General features: G+C 66.6%; 25 protein-coding genes. 21 read left to right on the top strand and 4 right to left on the bottom strand.

From position 1 onward, the window contains the following. The first annotated feature begins 57 nt into the window (after positions 1 to 57). Positions 58 to 432: a hypothetical protein gene (locus K9B35_RS06345; RefSeq protein ID WP_224920957.1), complete on the top strand. Its 375-nt coding sequence runs from the start codon at positions 58 to 60 to the stop codon at positions 430 to 432. Positions 433 to 435: 3 nt separating this feature from the next. On the opposite strand, the gene K9B35_RS06340 is transcribed toward K9B35_RS06345, so the two are convergent. After that, complete coding sequence (locus tag K9B35_RS06340) at positions 436 to 1488, bottom strand: DUF3667 domain-containing protein (RefSeq protein ID WP_224920956.1); 1053 nt, start codon at positions 1486 to 1488, stop codon at positions 436 to 438. Positions 1489 to 1560: 72 nt separating this feature from the next. Here K9B35_RS06340 and K9B35_RS06335 point away from each other — a divergent pair, with 72 nt between their 5' ends. From K9B35_RS06335 to K9B35_RS06255, 17 genes are all read left to right on the top strand, one after another. Next, complete coding sequence (locus K9B35_RS06335) at positions 1561 to 2817, top strand: glutamate-5-semialdehyde dehydrogenase (protein WP_224920955.1); 1257 nt, start codon at positions 1561 to 1563, stop codon at positions 2815 to 2817. A gap of 31 nt (positions 2818 to 2848) precedes the next feature. Continuing rightward, on the top strand, positions 2849 to 3097 hold the full coding sequence (locus K9B35_RS06330; RefSeq protein WP_224920954.1) for a CopG family ribbon-helix-helix protein: 249 nt from the start codon (positions 2849 to 2851) through the stop codon (positions 3095 to 3097). Further along, complete coding sequence (locus K9B35_RS06325; RefSeq protein ID WP_224920953.1) at positions 3094 to 3384, top strand: type II toxin-antitoxin system RelE/ParE family toxin; 291 nt, start codon at positions 3094 to 3096, stop codon at positions 3382 to 3384. The genes K9B35_RS06330 and K9B35_RS06325 overlap by 4 nt, the downstream gene beginning before the upstream one ends. Beyond that, positions 3381 to 4001, top strand: coding sequence for a nicotinate-nucleotide adenylyltransferase (locus tag K9B35_RS06320; protein ID WP_224920952.1), 621 nt, complete (start codon positions 3381 to 3383; stop codon positions 3999 to 4001). The genes K9B35_RS06325 and K9B35_RS06320 overlap by 4 nt, the downstream gene beginning before the upstream one ends. An 82-nt stretch (positions 4002 to 4083) precedes the next feature. After that, entirely contained in the window at positions 4084 to 4416 is a 333-nt protein-coding gene (rsfS, locus tag K9B35_RS06315) for a ribosome silencing factor (protein ID WP_224921120.1), read from the top strand. Between the two features lie 35 nt (positions 4417 to 4451). Next, entirely contained in the window at positions 4452 to 4874 is a 423-nt protein-coding gene (locus K9B35_RS06310) for a 23S rRNA (pseudouridine(1915)-N(3))-methyltransferase RlmH (protein ID WP_224920951.1), read from the top strand. Next, the gene (locus tag K9B35_RS06305; protein ID WP_224920950.1) at positions 4874 to 6067 is read left to right on the top strand and encodes a murein hydrolase activator EnvC family protein; all 1194 of its coding nucleotides are present in this window, start codon (positions 4874 to 4876) and stop codon (positions 6065 to 6067) included. The genes K9B35_RS06310 and K9B35_RS06305 overlap by 1 nt, the downstream gene beginning before the upstream one ends. Positions 6068 to 6182: 115 nt before the next feature. Next, a complete protein-coding gene (locus K9B35_RS06300; RefSeq protein ID WP_224920949.1) occupies positions 6183 to 7523 on the top strand; it encodes a S41 family peptidase in 1341 nt (446 codons plus the stop codon). An 8-nt stretch (positions 7524 to 7531) separates the two neighbouring features. Then, complete coding sequence (locus tag K9B35_RS06295) at positions 7532 to 7999, top strand: disulfide bond formation protein B (protein WP_224920948.1); 468 nt, start codon at positions 7532 to 7534, stop codon at positions 7997 to 7999. A gap of 38 nt (positions 8000 to 8037) precedes the next feature. Continuing rightward, on the top strand, positions 8038 to 8529 hold the full coding sequence (locus K9B35_RS06290) for a demethoxyubiquinone hydroxylase family protein (RefSeq protein WP_224920947.1): 492 nt from the start codon (positions 8038 to 8040) through the stop codon (positions 8527 to 8529). Between the two features lie 19 nt (positions 8530 to 8548). Next, positions 8549 to 8950 (top strand): hypothetical protein, encoded by a 402-nt coding sequence (locus tag K9B35_RS06285; RefSeq protein WP_224920946.1) that lies wholly within the window; start codon positions 8549 to 8551, stop codon positions 8948 to 8950. A gap of 171 nt (positions 8951 to 9121) precedes the next feature. Next, on the top strand, positions 9122 to 10543 hold the full coding sequence (locus K9B35_RS06280; RefSeq protein WP_224920945.1) for a hypothetical protein: 1422 nt from the start codon (positions 9122 to 9124) through the stop codon (positions 10541 to 10543). A 36-nt stretch (positions 10544 to 10579) separates the two neighbouring features. After that, on the top strand, positions 10580 to 11827 hold the full coding sequence (locus tag K9B35_RS06275; RefSeq protein ID WP_224920944.1) for a putative DNA modification/repair radical SAM protein: 1248 nt from the start codon (positions 10580 to 10582) through the stop codon (positions 11825 to 11827). Between the two features lie 62 nt (positions 11828 to 11889). Next, complete coding sequence (locus K9B35_RS06270) at positions 11890 to 12372, top strand: hemerythrin domain-containing protein (protein ID WP_224920943.1); 483 nt, start codon at positions 11890 to 11892, stop codon at positions 12370 to 12372. Between the two features lie 72 nt (positions 12373 to 12444). Beyond that, a complete protein-coding gene (locus K9B35_RS06265; protein ID WP_224920942.1) occupies positions 12445 to 13644 on the top strand; it encodes a parallel beta-helix domain-containing protein in 1200 nt (399 codons plus the stop codon). Beyond that, on the top strand, positions 13641 to 14663 hold the full coding sequence (locus K9B35_RS06260; protein WP_224920941.1) for an SO2930 family diheme c-type cytochrome: 1023 nt from the start codon (positions 13641 to 13643) through the stop codon (positions 14661 to 14663). The genes K9B35_RS06265 and K9B35_RS06260 overlap by 4 nt, the downstream gene beginning before the upstream one ends. 147 nt (positions 14664 to 14810) lie before the next feature. After that, positions 14811 to 16190: a UdgX family uracil-DNA binding protein gene (locus tag K9B35_RS06255; protein ID WP_224920940.1), complete on the top strand. Its 1380-nt coding sequence runs from the start codon at positions 14811 to 14813 to the stop codon at positions 16188 to 16190. Between the two features lie 374 nt (positions 16191 to 16564). Here K9B35_RS06255 and K9B35_RS06250 read toward each other — a convergent pair whose 3' ends face one another. Both K9B35_RS06250 and K9B35_RS06245 read right to left on the bottom strand, forming a co-directional pair. Next, positions 16565 to 17080, bottom strand: coding sequence for a YceD family protein (locus tag K9B35_RS06250; protein ID WP_224920939.1), 516 nt, complete (start codon positions 17078 to 17080; stop codon positions 16565 to 16567). Then, positions 17077 to 17598, bottom strand: a complete 522-nt coding sequence (locus tag K9B35_RS06245; protein ID WP_224920938.1) for a ubiquinol-cytochrome C chaperone family protein — start codon at positions 17596 to 17598, stop codon at positions 17077 to 17079. The genes K9B35_RS06250 and K9B35_RS06245 overlap by 4 nt, the downstream gene beginning before the upstream one ends. Positions 17599 to 17711: 113 nt before the next feature. Between K9B35_RS06245 and K9B35_RS06240 the strand changes: the two genes are divergently transcribed. Next, a complete protein-coding gene (locus K9B35_RS06240) occupies positions 17712 to 18188 on the top strand; it encodes an outer membrane protein assembly factor BamE (protein ID WP_224920937.1) in 477 nt (158 codons plus the stop codon). A gap of 131 nt (positions 18189 to 18319) precedes the next feature. Here K9B35_RS06240 and K9B35_RS06235 read toward each other — a convergent pair whose 3' ends face one another. Continuing rightward, positions 18320 to 19525, bottom strand: coding sequence for a hypothetical protein (locus tag K9B35_RS06235; protein WP_224920936.1), 1206 nt, complete (start codon positions 19523 to 19525; stop codon positions 18320 to 18322). 320 nt (positions 19526 to 19845) lie between these two features. Between K9B35_RS06235 and gyrA the strand changes: the two genes are divergently transcribed. Next, positions 19846 to 22596: a DNA gyrase subunit A gene (gene gyrA / locus K9B35_RS06230; RefSeq protein WP_224920935.1), complete on the top strand. Its 2751-nt coding sequence runs from the start codon at positions 19846 to 19848 to the stop codon at positions 22594 to 22596. 61 nt (positions 22597 to 22657) lie between these two features. Further along, entirely contained in the window at positions 22658 to 23758 is a 1101-nt protein-coding gene (locus K9B35_RS06225) for an endonuclease/exonuclease/phosphatase family protein (RefSeq protein WP_224920934.1), read from the top strand. Positions 23759 to 23765 lie beyond the last annotated feature (7 nt).

The following is a 23765-nucleotide window of genomic DNA, read 5'->3' as shown; positions in this document are numbered from 1 at the left end:
TCATATGGCGTTCAAGCGTCATGTTGTGTTTTCTCGCGGGATCACGGGAGGGTGTGGATGCGGACGATGATGGCGGTGATGGCGGGTGCGGCGCTGCTGCTTCCGGCGAGTGCACAGGCGATGAGCGTGGCGGAATTCCTGGCCAAGGCGAATGCACTCAAGGCCAAGGGCTTCCTCGCGCTCGCCTCCCCCGACATCAAATTGCTGCGGAGCGAGGTCGAACGCGCCTCGGACGCGTATCGCAACGACCTGGCCAGCGCGCGCGCTGCCGGGCGCGCCCCGCACAGCTGCCCGCCGCCCAAGGGCAAGGCAAAGATCGGCAGCAACGAGCTGATGGCGGAGTTCCAGTCCATCCCGGCTGCGCAGCGCGGGATGAGCGTCAAATCAGCGTTCTATGCGATGATGAAGAAGCGCTTTCCCTGCCGGGGCTGAGCTTCAGCCAAGCAGACCGAGACCCAGCAGCAGCAGACCGAAGATCAGCACGATGAAGCTGATCAGATGCAGCAGCACGAAGGTGCGCAGCGCAGCGCTCCACCAGCGCAGGCGGTAGGCACCCTTCAGCTGGAAATAGATATGCACCGGCGGCACCAGCAGCGCGACCACGCTGATCGAAGTGGTCCCGGCACCCAGCGCCGATGCGATCATCAATCCGATGAACAGCAACGACATGAAGGCGAGCGAATAGGTAACAAAGACCGCGTGGTCATACCCCTTGAACCGCCGCCGCCACAGGAACAGCAGCCACACGAACGGGATCGACAGCGGGATCAGCGCCCAGCTGAATTTGTAGCTGTTGGTCTGGAGCTTGTAGAGCGCGAGGCCCGGGTTGCGCTCCGCCTTCTCGATCCCCTTGTCCAGCCGCGGCCACCCGGTCCGCGCCTTTGAAGAGAGCCCAATCCGACCGCTCATCTTGATCGGAAAGTTCTTGATCTCGGCAAGGTCGGTCGTCAACTTCTCGATCTGCCGGTCGAGCTTGGCGGCGCGTTCGCTCCCTTTCTCCGCCTTGGCGCGCGCTTCGCGCAGCTCCACGATCGCGTTTTCGGTGTTTTGCCGCGCATATTGCAGGCCAGACTCAAACTGTGCTGTCGTGCCGACGTCCGCTGGCGGAGCGACGCCCATGATCTGCATCACCGCGAACATCGTGAAGACGGAGAACAGGAACATCGCCATCGGCGACACGAACTGCGCACGCTCGCCATGGATGTAGCGGCGGGTCAGCTCGCCGGGGCGAAAGGCCAGCAGCGGCAGCGTGTTCCACAGCTTGCCCTCAAAATGCACCACGCCGTGCAGGATCTCATGCCAGATCGCGCCGATCGTGCGATGGACATGCCCGACCTGCCCGCAGCGGTGGCAATGCGGGCCGATCAGCTGCGTCCCGCAATTGAGGCAGATTCCGTGACCATGATCGCCATGCGCGCCCGGCCGCTCGACCGCGCGGCCCAGCAGCGTACCCGTGACCAGATCCCCGGCTGCGTCGAATTCCCCCATGAAGCGCATCTATCAGCTTGGAAAAGACCGCGCGATAGGGACTTTGCGGTTGCAGCATGATAGCCGGGCAGCATGGAACAGGATGCTTCGACTCTGATCGCCGACATGGGCGCGCGCGCCCGCACCGCTGCAACGACGCTGGCCGGGCTGCCGACCGCCGCCAAGGCTGCCGGCCTGCGCGCCGCCGCCGCTGCGATCCGCACCGATGCGGATGCGATCCTCGCCGCCAATGCCCGCGATGTCGACGCCGGCACGGCGAACGGCCTTTCGAGTGCGCTGCTCGACCGGTTGCGGCTCGATCCCGCGCGGCTTGAGGGCGCGGCAGCTGGCGTGGAGGCGGTGGCATCGCTGGCCGATCCGGTCGGCGCGGTGATCGATTCGAGCGAGCGCCCCAATGGCCTCAAGCTCAGCCGCGTGCGCGTGCCGATCGGGGTGATCGGCATCATCTATGAGAGCCGCCCCAACGTTACCGCCGACGCGGCTGCCTTGTGCGTGATGAGCGGCAATGCCGTGATCCTGCGCGGCGGATCCGAAGCGGTGCATAGCAACCGCGCGATCCATGCCGCATTCGCGCGCGGCCTTGTCGAAGCGGGCCTCCCCGCCGATGCGGCGCAGCTGGTTTCTACCACCGATCGCGCGGCCGTGGGTGCGATGCTAAAAGCCGATGGCGTGATCGACCTGATCGTCCCGCGCGGCGGCAAGAGCCTGGTCGCGCGCGTGCAGGAAGAGGCGCGCGTCCCCGTGCTCGCGCATCTCGACGGCATCTGCCACCTTTATATCGACCATGCCGCTGATCCGGCCATGGCGGTCAAGCTCGCGGTCAACGCCAAGATGCGCCGCACCGGCATCTGCGGCGCGACCGAAACGCTGTTGATCGACCGCGCCTTCGCCGATCCCGCGCCGATCCTGTCCGCGCTCGCCGACACCGGCTGCGAGCTGCGCGGCGACGCCGATATCCGCGCGATCGAGCCGCGCGCGGTTGCAGCGAATGCAGAGGATTGGGACACCGAATATCTCGATTCGATCCTGTCGGTCTCACTGGTCGATGGCGTCGATGGCGCAATGGCGCATATCGCGCGCCATTCCAGCCGCCACACCGACGCGATCGTGACCGAAGATGCCGCTACCGCCGAACGCTTCCTCAACAGCGTCGACAGCGCGATCGTGATGTGGAACGCTTCGACCCAGTTCGCCGATGGCGGCGAATTCGGCCTCGGCGCGGAAATCGGCATCGCCACCGGCCGCCTCCACGCCCGCGGCCCCGTCGCGCTCGAGGGGCTGACCACGTATAAATGGGTGGTGCGCGGGAGCGGACAGGCGCGTCCTTGAACGACCCGCGACAGATGTATACATTTGTAGCATGAAGACAGCTGTCGTCACCGCCCGACTCGATCCGGAGACGCTTGCCGGACTCGACAAGCTTGCCGAGTATCATGAGCGATCACGCGCTTGGCTCGTCGCGAAAGCGGTCAAAAAATATGTGAAGGAAGAAACTGAGTTCTTCGCCTTCCTGCAGGAAGGGGAGGATGCCATCGCAAGTGGTGAGTTTCTGACCCACGAAGAGCTGATGGCAGAAATCAAGGGAATGCGGCAGCGAGACGCTGCTTGAGACAGCTAATCTGGTCGTTTCCAGCCCGGCGCGACCTCTATCGGATAGCCGCCGAATATGGCGAGATGGATCCGGCGCTCCCGTTCGAAATGCTGATGCGTATCGAACAGGCACCTCTCGCGCTGATGGACTATCCCGATATCGGCAGTCCCACGCCGCGCAGAGGCATTCGCAAATGGCATGTCCGCAGAACGCCGTTCCTTCTATTTTATGCAAGCACGACCAAACGGCTCGAAATCCGCCGCGTCGTGCATGAGCGATCCGATTGGACGGGGCTGGAAGCTTGAAACGCATCGGTCTCCTCGGCGGGTCGTTCAACCCCGCACATCGCGGCCACCGCGCGATCTCGCTCCACGCCATGCGCGCGCTCGGGCTGGACGAGGTGTGGTGGCTGGTCTCCCCCGGCAATCCGCTCAAGGAAGCGAAGGGCATGGCCCCGTTTGCCGCGCGGATGGCGTCGGCGCGGGCGATGGCCCGCCATGCGCCGATCCGCCCCAGCGCGGTCGAACAGCGGCTCAAGACCCGCTACACCGTCGATACCCTCACCAAACTCCCCCGCCTCTACCCCCGCCACCAGTTCATCTGGCTGATGGGCGGGGACAATCTGGCGCAGTTCGACCAGTGGCGCGGGTGGCGGCGGATCGCGCGTCAGGTTCCGATTGCGGTGATCGCGCGTCCGGGCTATGATCGCGACGCTCATGCAAGCCCTGCAATGAGCTGGCTGCGGCGTTTCGTGCGCCCCGCACGCCAGGCGAAGACTTGGACGAAGTGGAGTTTGCCGGCCCTGGTGCTGTTGCGCTTCCGCCCCGACCCGACTTCGGCGACTCGCCTCCGCGCCGCCGATCCCGGCTGGCACCGGAGATTTTCCCGTGGCCGCACGCCGCCCAAGCCCGACACGCCCTAACCCAGGAGTCCTCTTGCCCGCTTCCCCCCAACTCGATGCCGCCCCGGCCGCCGCCCGCGGCCCCGCCCCGGATGCCGAGGCACTGCATCGACTGATCCTGACCTCGCTCGACGACGATCAGGCGGTCGAAACCGTCTCGATCCCGCTCGCGGGCAAGAGCAGCATCGCCGACTATATGGTCGTGGCGAGCGGCCGCTCTACGCGTCAGGTCGCGTCGATGGCGCAGAAGCTGGCCGAGAAGATCAAGGCCGAGCGCGGCCACAACCCCCGGATCGAAGGTCTGCCGACCGCCGACTGGGTGCTGATCGACGCCGGCGACGTGATCGTCCACCTGTTCCGCCCCGAAGTCCGCACCTTCTACAATCTTGAGCGGATGTGGGCGTTCGGCGACAGCGCGCCGGGCGGCTCGGCCTAAGTTGAAGCTCGGCACCGCCAACCGGGACTAACCCCATGCTGCTGCACATCGTCGCCCGCGGGCGGATCGGCCGCAGCCCTGAAGCCGAGCTGGTCGATCGCTATCTCAAGCGCGTGACGCTGCCGACGCGCGTGACCGAACTGCCCGATACCGGCGGCAAGATGCCCGCGATCGAGCCGGGCACGCGCATCGTGATGCTGGACGAGAAGGGCGAGAACCTGCCCTCTCGCGTCTTCGCCGAGCGCATTCAGGCATGGCGCGAGGACGGGGTGCGGGAAACGCGCTTCCTGATCGGTGCCGCCGACGGCTTTGACGATACCGCGCGCGCGCAGGCCGATCTGCTCATTTCCTATGGCCGCGCCACCTGGCCGCACATGATGGCGCGCGCGATGCTGGCCGAACAGCTGTGGCGCGCGACCAGCATCCTCGCCAACCACCCGTATCACCGCGAGGGATGATGCGGCGGATCGCCCTTGTCGCCGCCGTGATCGCCACCGCATCGGTCGGCATCGCCGCACTGCCGGCGCAGACCCCCTCGATCACCGACCAGCGCGCCCAGCTCACCGCCGCGAGCAAGGCCGCAAAGGATGCCGAGGCGCGCGCGCAACAGCTTCAGCGCGCCGCCGTCAATGAACGCGACGAAGCCCGCCGCGCCCGTGCCCGCGAAGCCGCGATCGCGGCGAGCATTCAGGCGGCGGAGGCCGAGATCGTCGCCGCCCGCGCGCGCATCGCGATCGTCGACCGGATGCTGGGCCAGCAACGCACCCGCCTCGCCGAGCGACAGGGGCCGATCGCGCAGCTGATGGCGGCGCTGCAATCGCTCGCCCGCCGCCCCGCCGTGCTCGGGCTGGTCCAGCCCGGATCGACCGCCGACATCGTCCATGTCCGCGCGGTGCTGGGTGCCGTCACCCCGGCGATGCGCGCGCGCACGACCGATATCCGCGCCGAAATCGCCCGCACCCGCCGCCTGCGCGACGGCGCGCAGCTCGCCGCCAAAAGCCTCGCCGACAGCCGTGCGCGACTCCAGAATGACCGCCTCGCTCTGGTCCGTGCCGAAGGCGAGCATCGCCTGAAATCGGTCGGCTATCGGCGTGAGGCAATGTTCGAATCCGATCGTGCACTGGCGCTGGGCGAACAGGCGCGCGACCTCGTTGACCTGATGGATACGATGGGTGAGGCCGCCGAGACCCGCGCGGCGTTGGAAGCGCTGCCCGGCCCGCTCCCCCGCCCCGCCGAGGGCGAAGCCGCAACGCCCGATACCGCCCCGCCCACCCGGCGCAGTGGCCCGCCGCCCTACCGCCTTCCCGTCTCGGGAACGGTCGTCACCGGCCTTGGCGAACTGTCCGATACCGGCGTTCGTGCCCGCGGCCTGACGCTGGCGACATGGCCGGGCGCACAGGTGGTCGCGCCGACCGGTGGTCGCGTCATCTATGCCGGGCGCTTCCGCCGTTATGGCAATATCGTCATCCTCGACCATGGCGGCGGCTGGACCTCGCTCGTCGCCGGGCTCGACGCGGTGATGGTCAAGGTCGGCGACACGCTGATTCAGGGCGCCCCGCTCGGCCGCGCGCCGCAGGGCGAGGCCCCGCGTATCACCGTCGAACTGCGCCGACAGGGCCGGCCGGTCGATCTGGCGCAGCTGCTGGATTGAATTCCTCCCTGCGCAACAGGGACGAAATGACATGTCGCTGACATTCGCTTGCCGCTTTGCGGCCACGCGGTTCCGGTCTATCTTGTCGCCAAGACCCGCTCAGAGAGTAACGCGTATGATCCGTCCCATCCTCCAGGTCTCCGCCGCGGTCGGCGCGCTGGCGCTCATCCCCGTCACCACCGGCGCGATGGCGAGCGTCGATACGTCGAGCTATCGCGAGCTCGACGCGTTTATGGACGTCTACACCCGGGTGAAGGCCGCTTATGTCGAGAAGGTCGATGACAAGACACTGATCAAGGGCGCGATCGACGGCATGCTCGCCAGCCTCGACCCGCACAGCTCGTATGTCGACGCGCTCGCCTTCGACAATCTGCGCCTCGCCACCGACGGCAATTATGGCGGCCTGGGCCTGTCGGTCACGATGGAGGACGGCGCGGTCAAGGTGATCACCCCGACCGAAGATACGCCAGCGTGGAAGGCGGGGATCAAGGCCGGCGACTATATCACGCACCTCGATGGCAAGCTGATCTATGGCGGCACGCTGGATGAAGCGATCACCCAGATGCGCGGCGCACCGGGCACGAAGATCACCATCCGCATCGTCCGCCCCGGCCGCGACAAGCCGTTCGACGTCGCGCTGACCCGCGAAACCATCGTGCAAAAGGCGGTGAAGTGGGAGGTGCAGGACGGCATCGGCATCCTCAACATCAACACCTTCAGCGCGACCACTGCCGACGATATGCGCGCCGGCATCGCCGCGATCGAACAGCAGCTGGGCGGCAAGCCCAAGGGCTATATCATCGACCTGCGCGGCAATGGCGGCGGCCTGCTCAATCAGGCGATCGAGGTCAGCGACGCGTTCCTGACGCATGGCGAAATCGTGTCGCAGCGCGGGCGTGAGAAGAGCGATATCGAGCGCTGGTATGCCAAGGCCGACGATCTCGCCCGCGGTCTGCCAATTGTCGTGCTGGTCGATGCCGGCACCGCGTCGGCGTCGGAAATCGTCGCCGGTGCGCTGCAGGATCACCACCGCGCGCTGGTGCTGGGCGAAAAGACGTTCGGCAAGGGATCGGTCCAGTCGCTGCTCCAGCTCGGCCCGCGCACCGCGCTGCGCATCACTACCGCGCGCTACTACACCCCGTCGGGCAAGTCGGTGCAGGAAGGCGGGATCGAGCCCGATCTGGCCGTGCCGCAGATTTCCGACCCCGATTACAAGACCCGCCCGGTGTTCCGTGAGGCCGATCTGCGCCGTCACCTGATCAACGAGACCAAGGTCGATAACGCCGTGCTGGAAGAGGATACCAAGACCGATCCGCGCTTCGCCGCCACCCCGGCCGAGCTGGAGAAGAAGGGGATCAAGGACTTCCAGCTCCACTATGCGCTGCAGACCATCGCCCGCACCGCCGCGCCCGCGCGCATGGCTGGCGGCGGCGCGGCCAAGGCCGGGAGGCGCTGAGCCCTGCCATGACGCACAGCCGCACCGCGCAATGGCTCGCCCTGCTGGTCCCGCTCGCGCTGATCGCCGGCGCGCTGACCAGCCAATATGGCTTTGGCCTGTTCCCGTGCGAGATGTGCATGTGGCAACGCTGGCCGCATTACACCGCGATCGTGCTCGCCGCCCTGTCCTTCGTCGTGGCGCCCGCGCGCACGCCGCTGGTGTGGCTGGCCACGCTCGCCATCGCGGTCAGCGGCGCGATCGGCGCGTTCCATGCCGGGGTAGAATATGGCTGGTGGGAGGGGATCACCCAATGCGCCACCAACTTCAGCGGAGAGGGCAGCGCGCTTGAGCGCATCATGAATGCGCCCGTGATCCGCTGCGATGTCGCGCCCTGGGATCTTTTCGGAGTGTCGCTCGCCGGGTGGAATGCGATCTTTTCGCTCGGTGGTGCGTTGGTGATCGTAACGCTGATGCTGAAGGGCAAGGCCAAGTGAAGTGGAAACCCGGAGACCCCCGCCGCGATATCGATTCGATGGTTCGTGTCGATCAGGCGGGCGAATATGGCGCAACGCGCATCTATGCGGGACAACTCGCGGTGATGGGCGACCGCCACGACATGGCGCGCGCGATTTCGGGCATGGCCAATCAGGAAGAACGGCACCGCGCCTTCTTTGACGCGTTGATCGCGCGGCGCGGCGTGCGCCCGACCGCGCTGCAGCCGGTGTGGAACGTCGCGGGCTTCGCGCTCGGTGCGGCGACTGCGGCGATCGGGCCGACCGCAGCGATGGCGTGCACCGTCGCGGTCGAGACCGAAATCGACCTCCACTATCAGGAACAGCTCGACGCACTGGGCGAGGACGATCCCGAACTTGCGGCAGCCGTCGCCGAGTTCCGCGCCGAAGAGCTGGAACACAAGGATAGCGCGCTCGCAGCGGGTGCGGAGACGGCCCCGGCCTATCCGTTTCTTGCCGGGGCGATTCGGCTGGCGTGCCGGGCGGCGATTGGCGTTTCAAAGCGGCTGTAACGGCCGCAAGGAGTTGACGATGAAGACGATCCTGCTGACCCTGTCCGCCGCCGCGTCCGCGCTGGCGCTGCCCGCGCTCCCCGCGCTGGCCCAGAACGCCCCGCAGAACGGCGTGTTGATCATTTATGGCGACGACCGCTGCCCGACCAATTCCGACGGCGACGAGATCGTGGTCTGCGTCCGCCGCCCGGCTGGCGAGCGCTTCCGGATCCCGAGCGAGCTCCGCGATACCGAAGCCACACCTCAGCGCGAAAGCTGGGCGGTGCGCCAGCGTTCGGCGTTGACCGCAGGCGACACCGGCATCGGCAGCTGCACCACTGTCGGCCCCGGCGGCGGCATCGGGTGCTCGACGCGGGATATTCAGGCCGGCAAGGCCGAAGCGGATGCGCGGAAGCGCGCCGAAAAGGTTCTGCCGGACTAACGCTAGCGGCGCATTCAAACATCCGTTTGCCCTGATGATCAGGTCGCCAAAGCCCCCGGCTTTGGCTGAAACGTCCGGGGGACGTTTCACCTGATCATTGTCGAAGGGCAACTCCAACACTCCGAGAGTGCAGGAATCGTGCTCCGACAGGCTCAGCACAGACGGGATTGGTTGAGCCAGCCTAGAAGCTGGCACGTCCCCGCCCTCCTCTTCGCGCTCGTCTGGCTGTCCTGCATCTGGTTCGGCTCCTGGGCGTTCAACCCCAACAGCGCCACACGCATCCTCGCCGCGACCGCAATCGTCGAAACCGGCAGCGCGCGCATCGACCCCTATGCCGCGATGACGATCGACAAGGCGCAGTTCGACGGCCATTTCTACATGGACAAGGCACCGGGCATGACGCTGATGGCGCTGCCCTTCGTCGCCGCGACCAACTGGGTGACGCAGCAGACCAGCGCCGATGTCCCGCACCAGCTGTTCGACCCCGATGCCGAGGCGTTCCTGCGCCTGCGCATGCGCGCCGCCATCGCCGGGATCGGCGCAGTGCTGACCGCGCTCGCAGCGATCGCGCTGCTCGACCTCGGCACGGGAATCGGCGGCAACCGCGCGGCGGGGCTGTTCACCGCAGTCAGCTTTGCGCTTGGCACGACGGTCTGGGGTTGGACCACCACCTGGTTCGGCCATGCCGCCGCGACCTCCCTGATCGCCATCGCGCTCTGGGCGGTGTGGCGCGGCACGCGCGACGGCCTCACCGCCCGCTACGCGCTGATCGCCGGCCTCGCGCTTGGCTGGGCAGTCGTGGTCGAGCACGGCGCGCTGCTGCTCGGGGCGCCGGTCGCGCTTTGGGCCTTGTGGCGTATTCGCGACGCGGACCGCGCGACCCTGCTCCGCACCATCGGCCTCGCAATCATGGGCGGGATGGTCGCCGCCATCCCCCTCCTCGCCTACAACCTCGCCACCTTCGGCCACCCCTTCACCACCGGCTATTCGGGCGTGGTGGGGTTTGAGGGGATGAAGCAGGGGCTGTTCGGCCTGACCTATCCCAAGCTCGACATCCTCATCGAAATCCTGTTCGGCAAGCGGCGCGGGATCATCTGGGTCGCGCCGATCCTCGCACTCGCCCCGTTCGGCATCTGGACGCTGCTGCGCGATCCCGCACGGCGCGACCTCGGCGTGCTCGCAGTAGCGGGAGCGGCGACCTGTTTCCTCTACCACGCGGCGTACGTCTATTGGGACGGCGGCAACGCCACCGGCCCGCGCCACGCCCTCCCGGCAATCGCCTATCTCGCCCTCGGCCTCGCCGCCTATTGGGGCAGCGCCAGCCGGATCGAGCGCGCGCTCGGCCTCGCCTTCCTCGCCGCCAGCGTCGCGCTCAACCTGATCATCGCCGCAGTCGATATTCAGGCCCCGGCCCAGTTCGCCGCGCCACTGACCGATCACATCCTGCCGGGCCTCCTCGCACTCAACCTGCGTACCCTTCCCAACGAATTCTGGGGCTGGTCACCCGGCGCGGGCCTCACCCTCTACCTCATCCTCGCAGGCGCCCTCGCCGCCCTGCTCGCGCTCGCCTGCCGCCGCAGCGCGCCGGACTGACTGGACACGCAAGCCGCCGGAACGTATGAAGAACATATGGCCCAGCTCGATTTGCGCGAAAAGCTCGAAATCCTCGCCGACGCGGCGAAATATGACGCATCCTGCGCCTCGTCCGGCACGTCGAAACGCAAGTCATCGGGCGGCAAGGGGCTGGGATCGACCGAGGGGATGGGCATCTGCCACGCCTACGCACCCGATGGGCGCTGCATCAGCCTGCTCAAGATCCTGCTGACCAACAGCTGCGTGTTCGACTGCCATTATTGCATCAACCGCAAAAGCTCGAACGTCCGCCGCGCCCGCTTCACCGCGCAGGAGGTCGTGCGCCTCACGCTCGATTTCTACCGCCGCAATTATATCGAGGGACTGTTCCTCTCCTCGGGCATCATCCGCTCGCCCGATTACACGATGGAGCAGATTGTCGAGGTCGCGCGCAGCCTGCGCGAGGATCACGACTTTCGCGGTTACATCCATTTGAAGACGATCCCCGACGCCGATCCGGGCCTGATCCATCAGGCCGGGCTGCATGCCGACCGCCTGTCGATCAATGTCGAGCTGCCGACCGTCGCCGGCCTCACCCGCCTTGCGCCCGAGAAATCCGCACCCCGGATCGAAGGGGCGATGGGCGATTTGAAGCGCGATATCGAAGACAGCGGCGACGCGCGCAAACGCTATCGCTCCGCCCCCAAATTCGCGCCAGCTGGCCAGTCGACCCAGATGATCGTCGGCGCCGATGCCGCGACCGACCGCGACATCGTCGGCCGCGCCGCCGGGCTGTACGGCCGCTTCGGCCTGCGCCGCGTCTATTATTCCGCGTTCAGCCCGATCCCGGACGCGAGCGCCGTGCTCCCGCTCCAGCGGCCGCCGCTGATCCGCGAACATCGCCTCTACCAGTCCGACTGGCTGATGCGCTTCTACGACTATTCGCCGGGTGAGGTTGCCGACGCCGCCGACACCGCGACCGGCATGATGCCGCTCGACATCGACCCCAAGCTCGCCTGGGCATTGAAGCATCGCGACAGCTTCCCGGTCGACATCAACACCGCCCCGCGCCAGGCGCTGCTGCGCGTCCCGGGCCTCGGCGTAAAAGCGGTCGACCGCATCCTCGTCTCGCGCCGCTGGCGGCGGATGACGCTGGCCGATGTCGCGCGGCTCACCGTGTCGGTGAAGAAATTGAAGCCCTTCCTGATCACCAGCGACTGGCGCCCGACCTTGCTCGCTGACCGCGCCGACCTGCGCCCGCTCGTCGCCCCGCCGGCAAAGCAGATGGAATTGTTCGCCGCGTGAGAATGAGTCGCGGGTGAAACAAGCGCGCGGGCGAGCGGTTGAGCGCGCAAAGGAGACTTTGCATGGCTCAAGAACGCATTTTCGAAGACCTGATCCAGGACCATAACCGCCAGCGCGACCTGCTCGACCGCATCGCGCAAACCAGCGGCGACAGCGAAGAGCGGCGCACGCTGTTCGAGGAGCTGCGCGTCGAGCTGCAGGCGCACGCCGCCGCCGAAGAGGAATCGCTCTACGCGACGATGCTCGCCAATCCGGACCTGCGCGACGAAGCGCGCCATTCGGTGTCGGAGCATAAGGAAGTCGACGACATGCTCGGCGAACTGGTCGAGATGGAGATGTCGTCGAGCGGCTGGCTGACCAAGTTCAAGTCGATGCGCGACCGCTACCTCCACCATATCGACGAGGAAGAGGAAGAGATGTTCCCCGCCGCGTCGAAGGATCTGGACGACGCGACCAAGGCCAAGCTCGCCAAGATCTTCGAGGCGCGCAAGCCCAAGGAACTGGAACGCGCCGAAGACGAAATGCCCGGCGACGCGCGCGAGTAACTGACACCCGTGTAAACGACTGGACGCGCGGTGCGGACTGCGTAAGCTGCTCCCCAAAACGAGGAGAGGCCCATGATCCGCACCGCCGTCGCGGCCGCCGCATTGCTCGCCTGTGCGCCCGCCGCCTACGCCGAAACCCTCAACGTCCCCGCCGGCCCCGACGCGCAGGAGCGGCTGCAACAGGCGCTGCTCGACGCCAAGCCGGGCGATACCGTCGAAATCGGCGCGGGCCGGTTCGATCTGACCGACGGCCTCAGCCTCGACGTGGACAAGGTCACCGTGCGCGGCGCGGGGCCGGACAAGACGATCCTCAGCTTCAAGGGCCAGCTCGGCGCGGGCGAAGGGCTGCTCGTGACCTCCGACGATGTCGTCCTGCGCAGCTTCGCGGTCGAGGACAGCAAGGGCGACGGCATCAAGTCCAAGGGCGCCGACCGCATCGTCTACAAGGACATTCGCGTCGAATGGACCGGCGGGCCGAAGCAGAGCAACGGCGCGTACGGCGTCTATCCCGTCTCCAGCAGCATGGTCCTGATCGACGGCGTGACGGTCAAGGGCGCGTCCGACGCCGGCATCTATGTCGGCCAGTCGGAGCAGATCATCGTCCGCAAATCGTTCGTCTCGCACAATGTCGCGGGGATCGAGATCGAAAACAGCAACCACGCCGACGTCTTCGGCAACACCGCGACGCGCAACACCGGTGGCATCCTCGTGTTTGACCTGCCCAACCTCCCCCGCATGGGCGGCGGCGGGGTGCGGGTGTACGGCAACAAGGTGTTCGCCAACGACACCCCGAACTTCGCGCCCAAGGGCAATATCGTCGCTACCGTGCCCAAGGGGACCGGGGTTCTGGTGATGGCCAATGACGGGGTGCATGTGTTCGACAACGACCTGTCGGAGCACGCGACCGCCAATGTGATCGTGATGTCCTATCGCGAGCGCTACGACGACCCCAAGTACAACCCCTATCCGCGCCGCATCGTCGTGTCGGGCAACCGCCACGGTCGCGCCGGGTTCGAGCCGGGGGTCGAGGGCGGCAGCTTCCTCGTCGCCGCGTTCGGCGGAGCCGCGCCGCCGGTGTGGTGGGACGGCACCGGCACCGTCGCCGAACTCGGGCTGCACGTCGCCGATCCGGCGCCGGTACTGACGCTGGGCCTCGCGCTCGCCGCGCCGACGAGCTCGGCAAAGCCGGGCAAGGCAGAGCTCAACGCCCCCGCCGCCCCGCGCCCCGCCGCAGTGGTGCTACCCGCAGCGATGGAGGCTGCCGCCAAGTGACCCGCGCCGGACTCGCCGTGCTGGCCCTATGCGCAGCAGCGTTCGGCGTCGCCGCGGCAAGCCAGCCTGCGCGGGTGAACGACGCCGCGATCACTGCGGATGGCTACCCCGCGAAGCTCTCCGACTATGGCTTCTTCGCCGACCTGACCAAACGCACCCCGGCGGTCCGCGTCGTCGGCTACGATCTCGAAACCCCGCTCTTCTCCGATTACACGATGAAGCAGCGCTTCATCTACGTCCCCGCCGGGGCGCAGGCAAAGTACGACGCAAAGGCCGCATTCGACTTCCCCGTCGGCTCTGCGCTCATCAAGACCTTCGGCTATGGCACAGGCGCCGCGTTCAAGCCGATCGAGACCCGCCTGCTGCTGCGCCGCGCATCGGGCTGGGTCGCGATTCCCTATGTGTGGAACGCCGAGGGCACCGACGCGGTGGTCAAGCGCGCCGGCACCCGCCTTCCGGTCGCCTTCACCGACCCATCGGGCCGCGCGCGCCAGATCAGCTACGCCGTCCCCAACGCGAACCAATGCAAGGATTGCCACGCACTCAGCGGCCAGATCGCCCCGATCGGCCCCAAGGCACGCTACCTCAACCACACCGGCCAGCTACAGGCGCTGGTCAAAGCCGGCCTGCTCGACCGCGCCCCCGCCAACGCCCCGCGTGTCGCCCGCTGGGACGACCGCAAGGCGCCACTCGATGCCCGCGCCCGTGCCTATCTCGAAATCAACTGCGCGCACTGCCACAATCCGGCGGGTGCGGCGTCCAACTCGGGCCTGTTCCTCGAACTCGACCGCGCCGATCCGGTCGCGCTCGGCATCGGCAAGCGCCCGGTCGCGGCCGGGCGTGGCAGCGGTGGGCGCGACTTCGCGATTGCGCCCGGCAACCCCGATGCCTCGATTCTGATCTACCGCCTGCGCAGCACCGACCCCGGTATCGCCATGCCCGAACTCGGCCGCGCCACCGCGCATGACGAGGGGATTGCGCTGCTGTCCGAATGGATCGAATCGCTCCCCGCGGGTTAGTATTGAGTTCGGCTACGCCGAACACGGCACCAGCCCGCTCCCCCACCCGGCCACCCATCGACAGGATATTCTGAAATGGGTGGCCGGGTGGGGGAGCGGGCTGGTGCCGCAACCGTTTCAGCCTCGCTGAAACCAACAAGGACTTACATGCGGGTCATAGCACTAGCTTCACAGGACGATTTCGACGGCTGGCGCGACGCCGCCCGCAGCCTTGCTGCCGCGCGGGTCGATCCGTCGGAGGTGGTGTGGCAGGTCGGCGACCAGCCCGCCGACCTGTTCGGCGACGAAGCAGTCCTCCCCTCCGCCGCCCCCGACCTGCGCGTCTCGCGCCGCTTCGTCGAACTGGCGCGTGAGGCGATCCTGCACAGCGACCCGCAGCGCTTCGCCCTGCTCTACAAACTACTGACCCGCGTGATCGCGCGACCGGGCAGTATCGAGGACAAGGCCGATCCGTTGCTCCGCCGCCTCGACGACATGGCCAAATCGGTGCGCCGCGACATCCACAAGATGCGCGCGTTCGTCCGTTTCCGCGAAGTCACCGACGACGCCGGCCCCCGCTTCATCGCCTGGTTCGAACCCGATCATCATATCGTCCGCGCCAATGCCCGCTTCTTCGTCGACCGCTTCCACACGATGCGCTGGTCGATCCTGACGCCCGACGTCTCGCTCCACTGGGACGGCAAGACGCTGTCCGAAGGCCCTGGTGCGAGCAAGACCGACGCGCCGCAGGACGATCCGGTCGAGGCGGTGTGGAAGACCTATTACGCATCGACGTTCAACCCCGCGCGCCTCAAGACCGGCGCGATGCTCAAGGAAATGCCGCGCAAATATTGGAAGAACATGCCCGAAACCGCGTTGGTGGCGGAGCTGATCAAGGGTGCCCGCGCGCGCGAAGTGGCGATGGTCGAAACCGCACGCACCGCCGGCCCCGGTGATAACGCGCAAAAGGCGTGGGCCGCGCTGCGCGACGAGGCGGCAGCCTGCACCCGCTGTCACCTCCACCAGCACGCCACGCAGACCGTGTTCGGCGAAGGGCCGGTCGACGCCCCGCTGATGCTGATCGGCGAACAGCCCGGCGATCAGGAGGATCTTGCCGGTCGCCCGTTCGTCGGCCCGGCCGGGCAGCTACTCGACGATGCGCTGGCGCAGGCCGGGATCGACCGCTCCGCCGCCTATCTCACCAACGCAGTCAAGCATTTCAAATTCGAACCGCGTGGCAAGCGCCGCATCCACGCCACCCCCGATGCGGGGGAGATCAGCGCGTGCCGCTGGTGGATCGAACAGGAATTGCTGATCGTCCGACCAAAGATCGTCGTCGCGCTCGGCGCCACCGCCGCGCGGTCACTGCTGGGCAAGGCTGTCACCATCTCACGCGAACGCGGCCGCGCGATCCCGCTCGACTCCGGCGCAGAGGCGTGGATCACCGTCCACCCCAGCTATCTGCTGCGTCTGCCCGACCCGGAGGCAAAGGCCGCGCAGCACGCCGCCTTCATCACCGATCTGCGCGCCGCCGCCGCGCGGCTTTGACTCGTCTTTGCCGCGCGTTCATCGTCGCGGCGGGGGGCATAGATGCGATTCGAGCGACTCCTGACCCGATTGCTCGCCGCGACGGCGGTCGCGACGCTGGCCGCGCCCGCCCCGCTTGGCGCGCAGGTGCAGCGTCCACACCCGCAACTATCTCCGCGGCCCAAGCCGCCGGTCACACAACCGACGCGCCGCGCCCGAACGGGGTCCGCGCGAACGCCAACGCCCCCCGCCGATTGCCGAGCGCGATCGGCGACCCCGGCCACTGCAGCCGCCCCGATCAAACCGACCGCCAGCACCCAGCGTGAGGAGGGACAGGAAAGCTGTCCGACCTGCGTCAAACCCTGTGACTGACGATCAGCCGGCGGATCGCCGAATCAGTCCTGTTTCTTGAGCTTGGCCAGCGCTGCGAACGGCCCGGTTTCACCCTCGCCCAGCACACCGGCATCGCGCAACGCCGCGTCCGCACCCGGGCTGCGGGGAAACGGATCGAGCGCCAGCGCCAGCGTCTCCGCCGCCGCTTCGCCAAGGTCGATCGCACCACCCGCGTAGAAGACGGTGTCGCAATCGGCATCGGACAGCTCGACCTCGTCGCCCTCGGGCGTGCCTTCGGGGACAAAGCGGATCGCGAAATCCTCCTCGACCTGTGCCGGAACCCGGTCGCCGGTCACGCTGCACGGCTGCACCGCCGCGCCCGAAAGATGCCCGCGCGCGACCACCCCGGTCGCATCACGATGTACCGTCATCACCGCGTCGAGCCGGTCGATCGCAATCAGCGCGAATCGCTTCGCCAGCGCCGCGCGCTCGCCTGCATCGGCGGAAATCTCGACGCGATGCTCGCCCTTGCCGATCGCATCGAGCCGCTGGGGCCGCGAAAACTCCGGCGCGATCACGGCAGCCGCCCCGCCAGCAACTCGTCATGCGACACGCCAGCGAGCCGATCGCGCAGCGCGCGCATCGCATCGGCGGAATGCGCCAGCGCCTCTGCCCCCGGATTCTCGCCACGATACAGGTTGCGGACCAGCGCCGCCGCGAACGCGCCCGGCTCCGCATCCGGCGCCAGCGCGTCGCGATAAGCGCCGATCCGCCCGCCCAGCAGCGCCATCATCTTGCCGATGCCCTTGCCGACCACCACGTCGCCGATCCCGATCTGGCGCAGCTGGCCGTCCATGTCCTCGACGAAACATTCGGTCAGCCGCGCGGTCGTCTCCGCTGCCTCGGGCTCATGCTCGATCCGCAGCATCACCAGGCCCAGCACGCTCGCGATCATGTCGAACCGGCCATTGACGCTGTCAGGCACCTGCCCCGCCTCATACCAATGCGGTTCGCGCCCGCGCGCCACCACCGCCTGATACAGCGCCGCCGCCGGGTTTTCCGCCTTGCGCCCGGTCAGCCTGTCCCACAATCGCATCGTCACACTCCAAAGGCCTCACGACGCTTGTTTGCCGGGGCTGCCCCGCATATTGAGGGGATCGGCGCGCGATGCAATGCGTGGCCTGTGCCCGCCTGGGGAGAGTGAGTTTGATGAAGTCCGCCCGTATCCTGTCCGCCGCTCTGTGCGGTACGATCCTGCTCGGCACCGGTGCCTGCGTGGCCCCGCTGCGCGGCTATCAGGGCTATGTGGTCGATGCGGACCTGGTGAACTCGGTCCAGCCCGGCGTGGATAACCGCGAATCGGTGCTGCAGACGCTGGGCAAGCCGACGCTGACTGCCCAGTTCAACGAGCGCGAATGGTATTATATCGGGCGCGCGACCCGCAATTTCGCCTTCAACAATCCTCGGGCGGAGCAGCAGACGACGCTGCGCATCCGCTTTGACGAGGCCGGCAACGTGACCGAAGTGTCGCGCACCGGGATCGAGCAGATCGCCAAGATCAACCCGTCAGGCGAAAAGACCCCGACGTTGGGCCGTGAGCGCGGCTTCTTTGAGGATCTGTTCGGCAATATCGGCACCGTCGGCGCCCCCGGCACCGGTGGCGGTGGCGGCCCCGACGGGCCGTAATTTGATTTGAGTTGCGCGGCACCGGCCCGCTCCCCCACCCGGCCACCCAACGACAGTGTATTCTATGGGTGGCCGGGTGGGGGAGCGGGCCGGTGCCGCTTCAGCGAAGCTGACCAAATCTAAACCCTAGTTCAGGCCGCCGGTGCCTGATCGACCCAGGTCGTCCAGAAGCGGGCGATCTCACCGCGCGGTGCGGCGGTTACTGCCTGGAACGCGGCCTTGGCCTCGGCCTTCTGTCCCTGCATCGCCAGCGCAATGCCAAGGCGGGTGTTGACCAGATTGGCGTCCACCCCACCCTTTTGCAGCGCGAGGCGATACAGCTCGACCGCCTTGGGATAGTTGCGGCTGCCGAGATACGCATCGCCAAGGTTCTTCGCTGCAGTGCCGTTCGCCGCTGCGCTCGCGCCCTTCTCCTCGGCTGAGAGCGGCCCTTCGGCCTTCTCGCGGGTGACCGCCGAACGATGCAATTCGTTCGCCGCCGTGTTGGTTGCCTGGATCTTGCCGGCTGCGCGGCCTTCCTCGATTACCGCCTTCGCTTCCCAGGGCAGGCCGCGGCGCTGCGCCAGATCGGCCAGTTCGATGTAATCGGCCTCACCGCCCATCGCCTTGGCGGCGCGCATCAGACGGAAAACGTCGAGCTGCAGGTCGGCGTCCATCGCCACACCCTTCTCGCGCGTCTGCTCCATGTAGATGAGCAGCGCCGCGCGCCAACCCTGCGCGCTCGGATAGGCCCCGAGCTGACGGCCCAGCCACTCGCTCGCCGCAGCCTTCTTGCCACCGCGATAGAGCCGGTCGACCGCGAACTTGTACCAAGTCTCCGGCGCCTTGCGGCCCGCGGCTTCCTCGCCCTTGATCGCGGCATCGATGCTGGCGACGCCCGCATCAAGCTGCCCCGAATCGAGCTGTGCCTGTGCAATCAGCAGATTAAGGTTGGTGCCATTGGTCACATAGCCCAGGTCGCGCGCCTTGATCAGGAACGGGATCGCTTCGGCCGGCTTCTTCTGCCCGACCGTCAGGTCGCCGCGGAAATAGTTATACTGGGCCAGATTCGCCGGATCGGTCTTCGGATTGGCGATCAGTGCGTCGAGCGCACGGATCGTTGCCGGATTGTCCTTGGTCCCGACCGCGATCTGCAGGCGGAAATTGGCGATGTAGAATTTCTCGTCGTCATTGGCGGCGAGCGCGTCGACGGCGTCGATCTTGGCCGCGGCGCCCGCATAATCCTTGGCGTTCAGCAGCGTCTCGACCTCGATCGCCGCCTTGCGGAACGCGTCGCTGACCTTGATCTTGGGTGCCTCTTCCTTCTGCTTTTTCTGCGCGGCTGCCGGCGCCGACATGGCGTAAGGCGCAGCCAACAGAACTGCCGCGGCAAGCGCAGCCTTGGAAACAGACTTCATCCGAAACTCTCCTCACGCGATTTGCGTAGCGGTTGACGCGACCGCTCTAGTAATCCGCCCCGCCCGGTCAAGGCGGAGTCTATGCGTTCATGCCTTCGCATCCATTCGCTGAACGCATTTTGAACGCTCTGGCTCCCGAAATGGCACGTATGGGCAAATCTCTCGCGTACGCGCGCACGCGGGTGCGCGGGCTTGGCAGGTAGCCGCCGCGCCGCTAGAGCGGTCACAACACTGAAACAACCCTTCGAAAGCATTGCAACTTGACCGACGAGACCGTCCTCGCGGACCGCTCCGATATCACCCCCATCTCGATCGTTGACGAGATGAAGACCAGCTACCTCGATTACGCGATGAGCGTGATCGTGGCGCGCGCGCTTCCCGACGTGCGCGACGGGCTGAAGCCGGTTCACCGCCGTATCCTCTACGCGGCGCAGGAGGGCGGCTATCTGCCCGGTCGTGCCTATCGCAAGTCTGCCCGCCTCGTCGGTGACGTGATGGGTAAATATCACCCGCACGGCGACAGCTCGATCTACGACGCGATGGCACGCATGGCCCAGGATTGGGCGATGCGCGTGCCGCTGATCGACGGTCAGGGCAATTTCGGCTCGATGGACCCCGATCCCCCCGCCGCAATGCGCTATACCGAAGCGCGTCTGGCCAAGGTCGCGATGGCGCTGCTCGACGATATCGACAAGGACACCGTCGACTTCCAGGATAACTATGATGGCTCCGAAAGCGAGCCGACGGTCCTCCCCGCGCGCTACCCGAACCTGCTCGTCAACGGCGCGGGCGGCATCGCGGTCGGCATGGCGACCAACATTCCGCCGCACAATCTTGGCGAAGTGATCGACGCCTGCCTTGCCTATATCGACAATGGCGCGGTCACCATCGAAGAGCTGATGGAGATCGTCCCGGGTCCGGATTTCCCGACCGGCGCGCAGATCCTGGGGCGCTCGGGCTGCCGCAACGCCTATCAGACCGGCCGCGGCTCGATCATCGTGCGCAGCCGCTACATCACCGAACAGCGCGGTGAGCGGCGCTCGATCGTCCTCACCGAAATCCCGTATCAGCAGGGCAAGAACGCGCTGGTCGAAAAGATCGCCGAAGCGGCGAAGGAAAAGCGGATCGAGGGCGTCAGCGACATCCGCGACGAATCGAACCGCGAAGGCGTGCGCATCGTCATCGACCTCAAGCGCGACGCAACGCCCGAAGTCGTGCTCAACCAGCTGTGGCGCAACACCCCGGCGCAATCGAGCTTCCCGGCCAACATGCTCGCGATCCGCGGCGGCCGGCCCGAGCTGCTCAACCTGCGCGACATCATCGAAGCGTTCGTCAAGTTCCGCGAGCAGGTCATCACCCGCCGCTCGAAGTTTGAACTGGCAAAGGCGCGCGACCGTGCGCACATTTTGCTCGGCCTCGTCATCGCGGTCACCAACCTCGACGAAGTGGTCCGCATCATCCGCGGATCGTCGAGCCCGACTGCGGCGCGTGAAGCGCTGCTGACGCGCGAATGGCCGATCGCGGAAATCGCGCCCTATATCCGCCTCGTCGAAGCGGTTGAGGCCGAGGTGACCGGCGACAGCTATCGCCTGTCGGACGTCCAGGTCCGCGCGATCCTCGACCTGCGCCTCCATCGCCTTACCGCATTGGGCCGCGACGAGATTGGCGACGAGCTCAAGGAACTCGCCGATTCGATCGCCGAGCTGCTCGAAATCCTCGCCAACCGTGCGAAGCTCTATGAAGTGCTGCGTGGCGAGCTGGTCGCCGTGCGCGACCTCTACGCCACGCCGCGCCGCACTGAAATCGCCGCCGCCGCTGACGGGATCGAGGATGAAGACCTGATCGAGCGCGAGGACATGGTCGTTACCGTGACCATGCAGGGCTATATCAAACGTACCCCACTTGACGCCTTCCGGGCACAAGCCCGTGGCGGCAAGGGCCGCGCGGGCATGGCGACGAAGGACGAGGATGTCGTCACCGAGCTGTTCGTCACCTCGACCCACACCCCGGTGCTGTTCTTCTCCACCCTCGGCCGCGTCTATCGCATGAAGGTGTGGCGCCTGCCCGAAGGCGGGGCGAACACGCGCGGCCGCCCGATGGTCAACCTGCTCCCGCTCGCGGCGGGCGAGACGATCTCGACGGTTCTCCCGCTGCCGGAGGACGAAAGCGAGTGGGGCAAGCTCCACGTCATGTTCGCGACCGCCAAGGGCAATGTCCGCCGCAACAGCATGGACGCCTTCACGAACGTGCCGTCGAACGGCAAGATCGCGATGAAGTTCGAGGGCGAGGACGAGGATGACCGCCTGATCGGCGTCGCGCTGCTGAACGAGGGCGACGACGTGCTGCTCGCCAGCCGCGCGGGCAAGGCGATCCGCTTCGCCGGCGACGAGGTGCGCGAGTTCCAGAGCCGTAATTCGACCGGCGTGCGCGGGATGCGCCTGCTCGGCGACGATCAGGTCATTTCGCTGTCGATCCTCCATCGCGTCGGCACTACCCCTGAAGAACGCGAGGCGTATCTGCGCTTCGCCCCGTGGAAGGCCGAGAAGGAAGGCGAACCCGACCTGTCGCCCGAACGGTTCGAAGAGCTGCGCGCCAAGGAACAGTTCATCCTGACCGTCTGCGCCAACGGCTATGGCAAGATGAGCTCGGCCTATGAATATCGCCGCACCGGTCGTGGTGGTCAGGGCATCACCAATATCGACAATATCGCCCGTAACGGTCCGGTCCTCGCCAGCTTCCCGGCGACCCAGTCGGACCAGCTGATGCTCGTCACCGACCAGGCCAAGATGATCCGCCTGCCCCTCACCTCGCTGCGCGTCATCGGCCGCGGCTCGGCCGGCGTGCGCCTGTTCCATGTCGCGCCGAACGAACATGTCGTCTCCGCCGCCCGGATCGAGGAAAGCGAGGAGGACGCCGAGGTCAATCTGGCCGACAACGAAGTCGAAACCGCTCCCCTGCCCGACGCAACCCCCGGCGACGATCTCGCCGCCGGGCCGGAGGGCGGCGAATAGACTTCGTACCGTAACCGAAATGGGTTAGGCTCCCCCGATCTGCATTCGGGGGAGCCGTCCCATGCAATACAGCCTGCTCAAACACCGCATTCCCGCCGCCGATCGCCCGCGCGTCGTCGCGCATCTCCAGCGGCTGATCGCGCAGCTCGACCGCGACATCCCGGACAAGGACAGCGAGCGCAACCTGTTGCTCGCCACCTGGAACATCCGCGATCTCGGCAAGGCCGGCAAAGGCTGGGGCCATGGCAACCGCCTGCCCGAAAGCCTGTTCTACATCGCCGAAATCATCTCCCGCTTCGATTTTGTCGCGGTTCAGGAGGTGAACGAGCTTGGCCCATGGTACGACATCATGGCGATCCTCGGCCCCGATTGGGACTTCATCGCCACCGACGTCACCCATCGCAAGCTCGGCGGCAATGGCGAACGCCTGCTCTACGCTTTCGACAAGCGCAAAGTGTGGTTCCAGAAGATCGCGGGCGAAATCGTCCTCCCCGCCGACATGCTGATCTCCGCCACCACCGGCGACAGCACCGACAAGTACGCGCAGGGCAAGCAATTCCGCCGCACCCCGTTCATGGCGCGGTTTCAGTCCGGCTGGTTCAAGTTCGATATCTGCACCGTCCACCTCTATTTCGGCGGCGAGAGCGGTAGCGAGCTTCAGGAGCGCATCCAGGAAATCGATCGCGTCGCCGGATATCTCGCCAGTCTCGCGAAGATCGCGACGGATAGCGGTCGTGCAACGATCCTGCTCGGCGACTTCAATATCAAGCATCCCGAACATGAGACGATGCAGGCGCTCAAAGCCCACGGATTCAAGACGCCCAAGCGGCTCGACGCCCCCACCAATCTCGACCGCACCAAATATTACGACCAGATCGCCTTCATCGCCGACCCGTCGGTGATCGACTATATCGACAGCGGCCCGGCATCGGCGCGCAACGCCGGCATCTTCGAGATGTTCGAAAGCATCTTCCGTCCCGAAGACCTACCCGACTATCAGGCGCACGCAGCAGCGACGACCGCCGGCAAGAAAGCGACCGACGTCGCCGCTTATTATGCCGACGACTGGCGCACCTGGCAGATTTCGGACCACAAGCCGTTATGGGTGCGGTTGAATACGCACCACGCCGCGCGCTATCTCGCGTCGCTCGTCGGAACCTGAAGGAATT

This window comes from Sphingomonas sp. R647 (genome assembly GCF_020177055.1).
Classification (GTDB): domain Bacteria; phylum Pseudomonadota; class Alphaproteobacteria; order Sphingomonadales; family Sphingomonadaceae; genus Sphingomonas.
This window is presented reverse-complemented; position numbering and strand designations above follow the sequence as displayed.

Coding starts and splice junctions, on each gene's coding strand:
- K9B35_RS06345 (WP_224920957.1), top strand. CDS start 58: ATGCGGACGATGATGGCGGTGATGGCGGGTGCGGCGCTGCTGCTTCCG.
- K9B35_RS06340 (WP_224920956.1), bottom strand. CDS start 1,488: ATGGGGGAATTCGACGCAGCCGGGGATCTGGTCACGGGTACGCTGCTG.
- K9B35_RS06335 (WP_224920955.1), top strand. CDS start 1,561: ATGGAACAGGATGCTTCGACTCTGATCGCCGACATGGGCGCGCGCGCC.
- K9B35_RS06330 (WP_224920954.1), top strand. CDS start 2,849: ATGAAGACAGCTGTCGTCACCGCCCGACTCGATCCGGAGACGCTTGCC.
- K9B35_RS06310 (WP_224920951.1), top strand. CDS start 4,452: ATGCTGCTGCACATCGTCGCCCGCGGGCGGATCGGCCGCAGCCCTGAA.
- K9B35_RS06305 (WP_224920950.1), top strand. CDS start 4,874: ATGCGGCGGATCGCCCTTGTCGCCGCCGTGATCGCCACCGCATCGGTC.
- K9B35_RS06300 (WP_224920949.1), top strand. CDS start 6,183: ATGATCCGTCCCATCCTCCAGGTCTCCGCCGCGGTCGGCGCGCTGGCG.
- K9B35_RS06295 (WP_224920948.1), top strand. CDS start 7,532: ATGACGCACAGCCGCACCGCGCAATGGCTCGCCCTGCTGGTCCCGCTC.
- K9B35_RS06290 (WP_224920947.1), top strand. CDS start 8,038: ATGGTTCGTGTCGATCAGGCGGGCGAATATGGCGCAACGCGCATCTAT.
- K9B35_RS06285 (WP_224920946.1), top strand. CDS start 8,549: ATGAAGACGATCCTGCTGACCCTGTCCGCCGCCGCGTCCGCGCTGGCG.
- K9B35_RS06275 (WP_224920944.1), top strand. CDS start 10,580: ATGGCCCAGCTCGATTTGCGCGAAAAGCTCGAAATCCTCGCCGACGCG.
- K9B35_RS06270 (WP_224920943.1), top strand. CDS start 11,890: ATGGCTCAAGAACGCATTTTCGAAGACCTGATCCAGGACCATAACCGC.
- K9B35_RS06265 (WP_224920942.1), top strand. CDS start 12,445: ATGATCCGCACCGCCGTCGCGGCCGCCGCATTGCTCGCCTGTGCGCCC.
- K9B35_RS06255 (WP_224920940.1), top strand. CDS start 14,811: ATGCGGGTCATAGCACTAGCTTCACAGGACGATTTCGACGGCTGGCGC.
- K9B35_RS06245 (WP_224920938.1), bottom strand. CDS start 17,598: ATGCGATTGTGGGACAGGCTGACCGGGCGCAAGGCGGAAAACCCGGCG.
- K9B35_RS06240 (WP_224920937.1), top strand. CDS start 17,712: ATGAAGTCCGCCCGTATCCTGTCCGCCGCTCTGTGCGGTACGATCCTG.
- K9B35_RS06235 (WP_224920936.1), bottom strand. CDS start 19,525: ATGTCGGCGCCGGCAGCCGCGCAGAAAAAGCAGAAGGAAGAGGCACCC.
- K9B35_RS06225 (WP_224920934.1), top strand. CDS start 22,658: ATGCAATACAGCCTGCTCAAACACCGCATTCCCGCCGCCGATCGCCCG.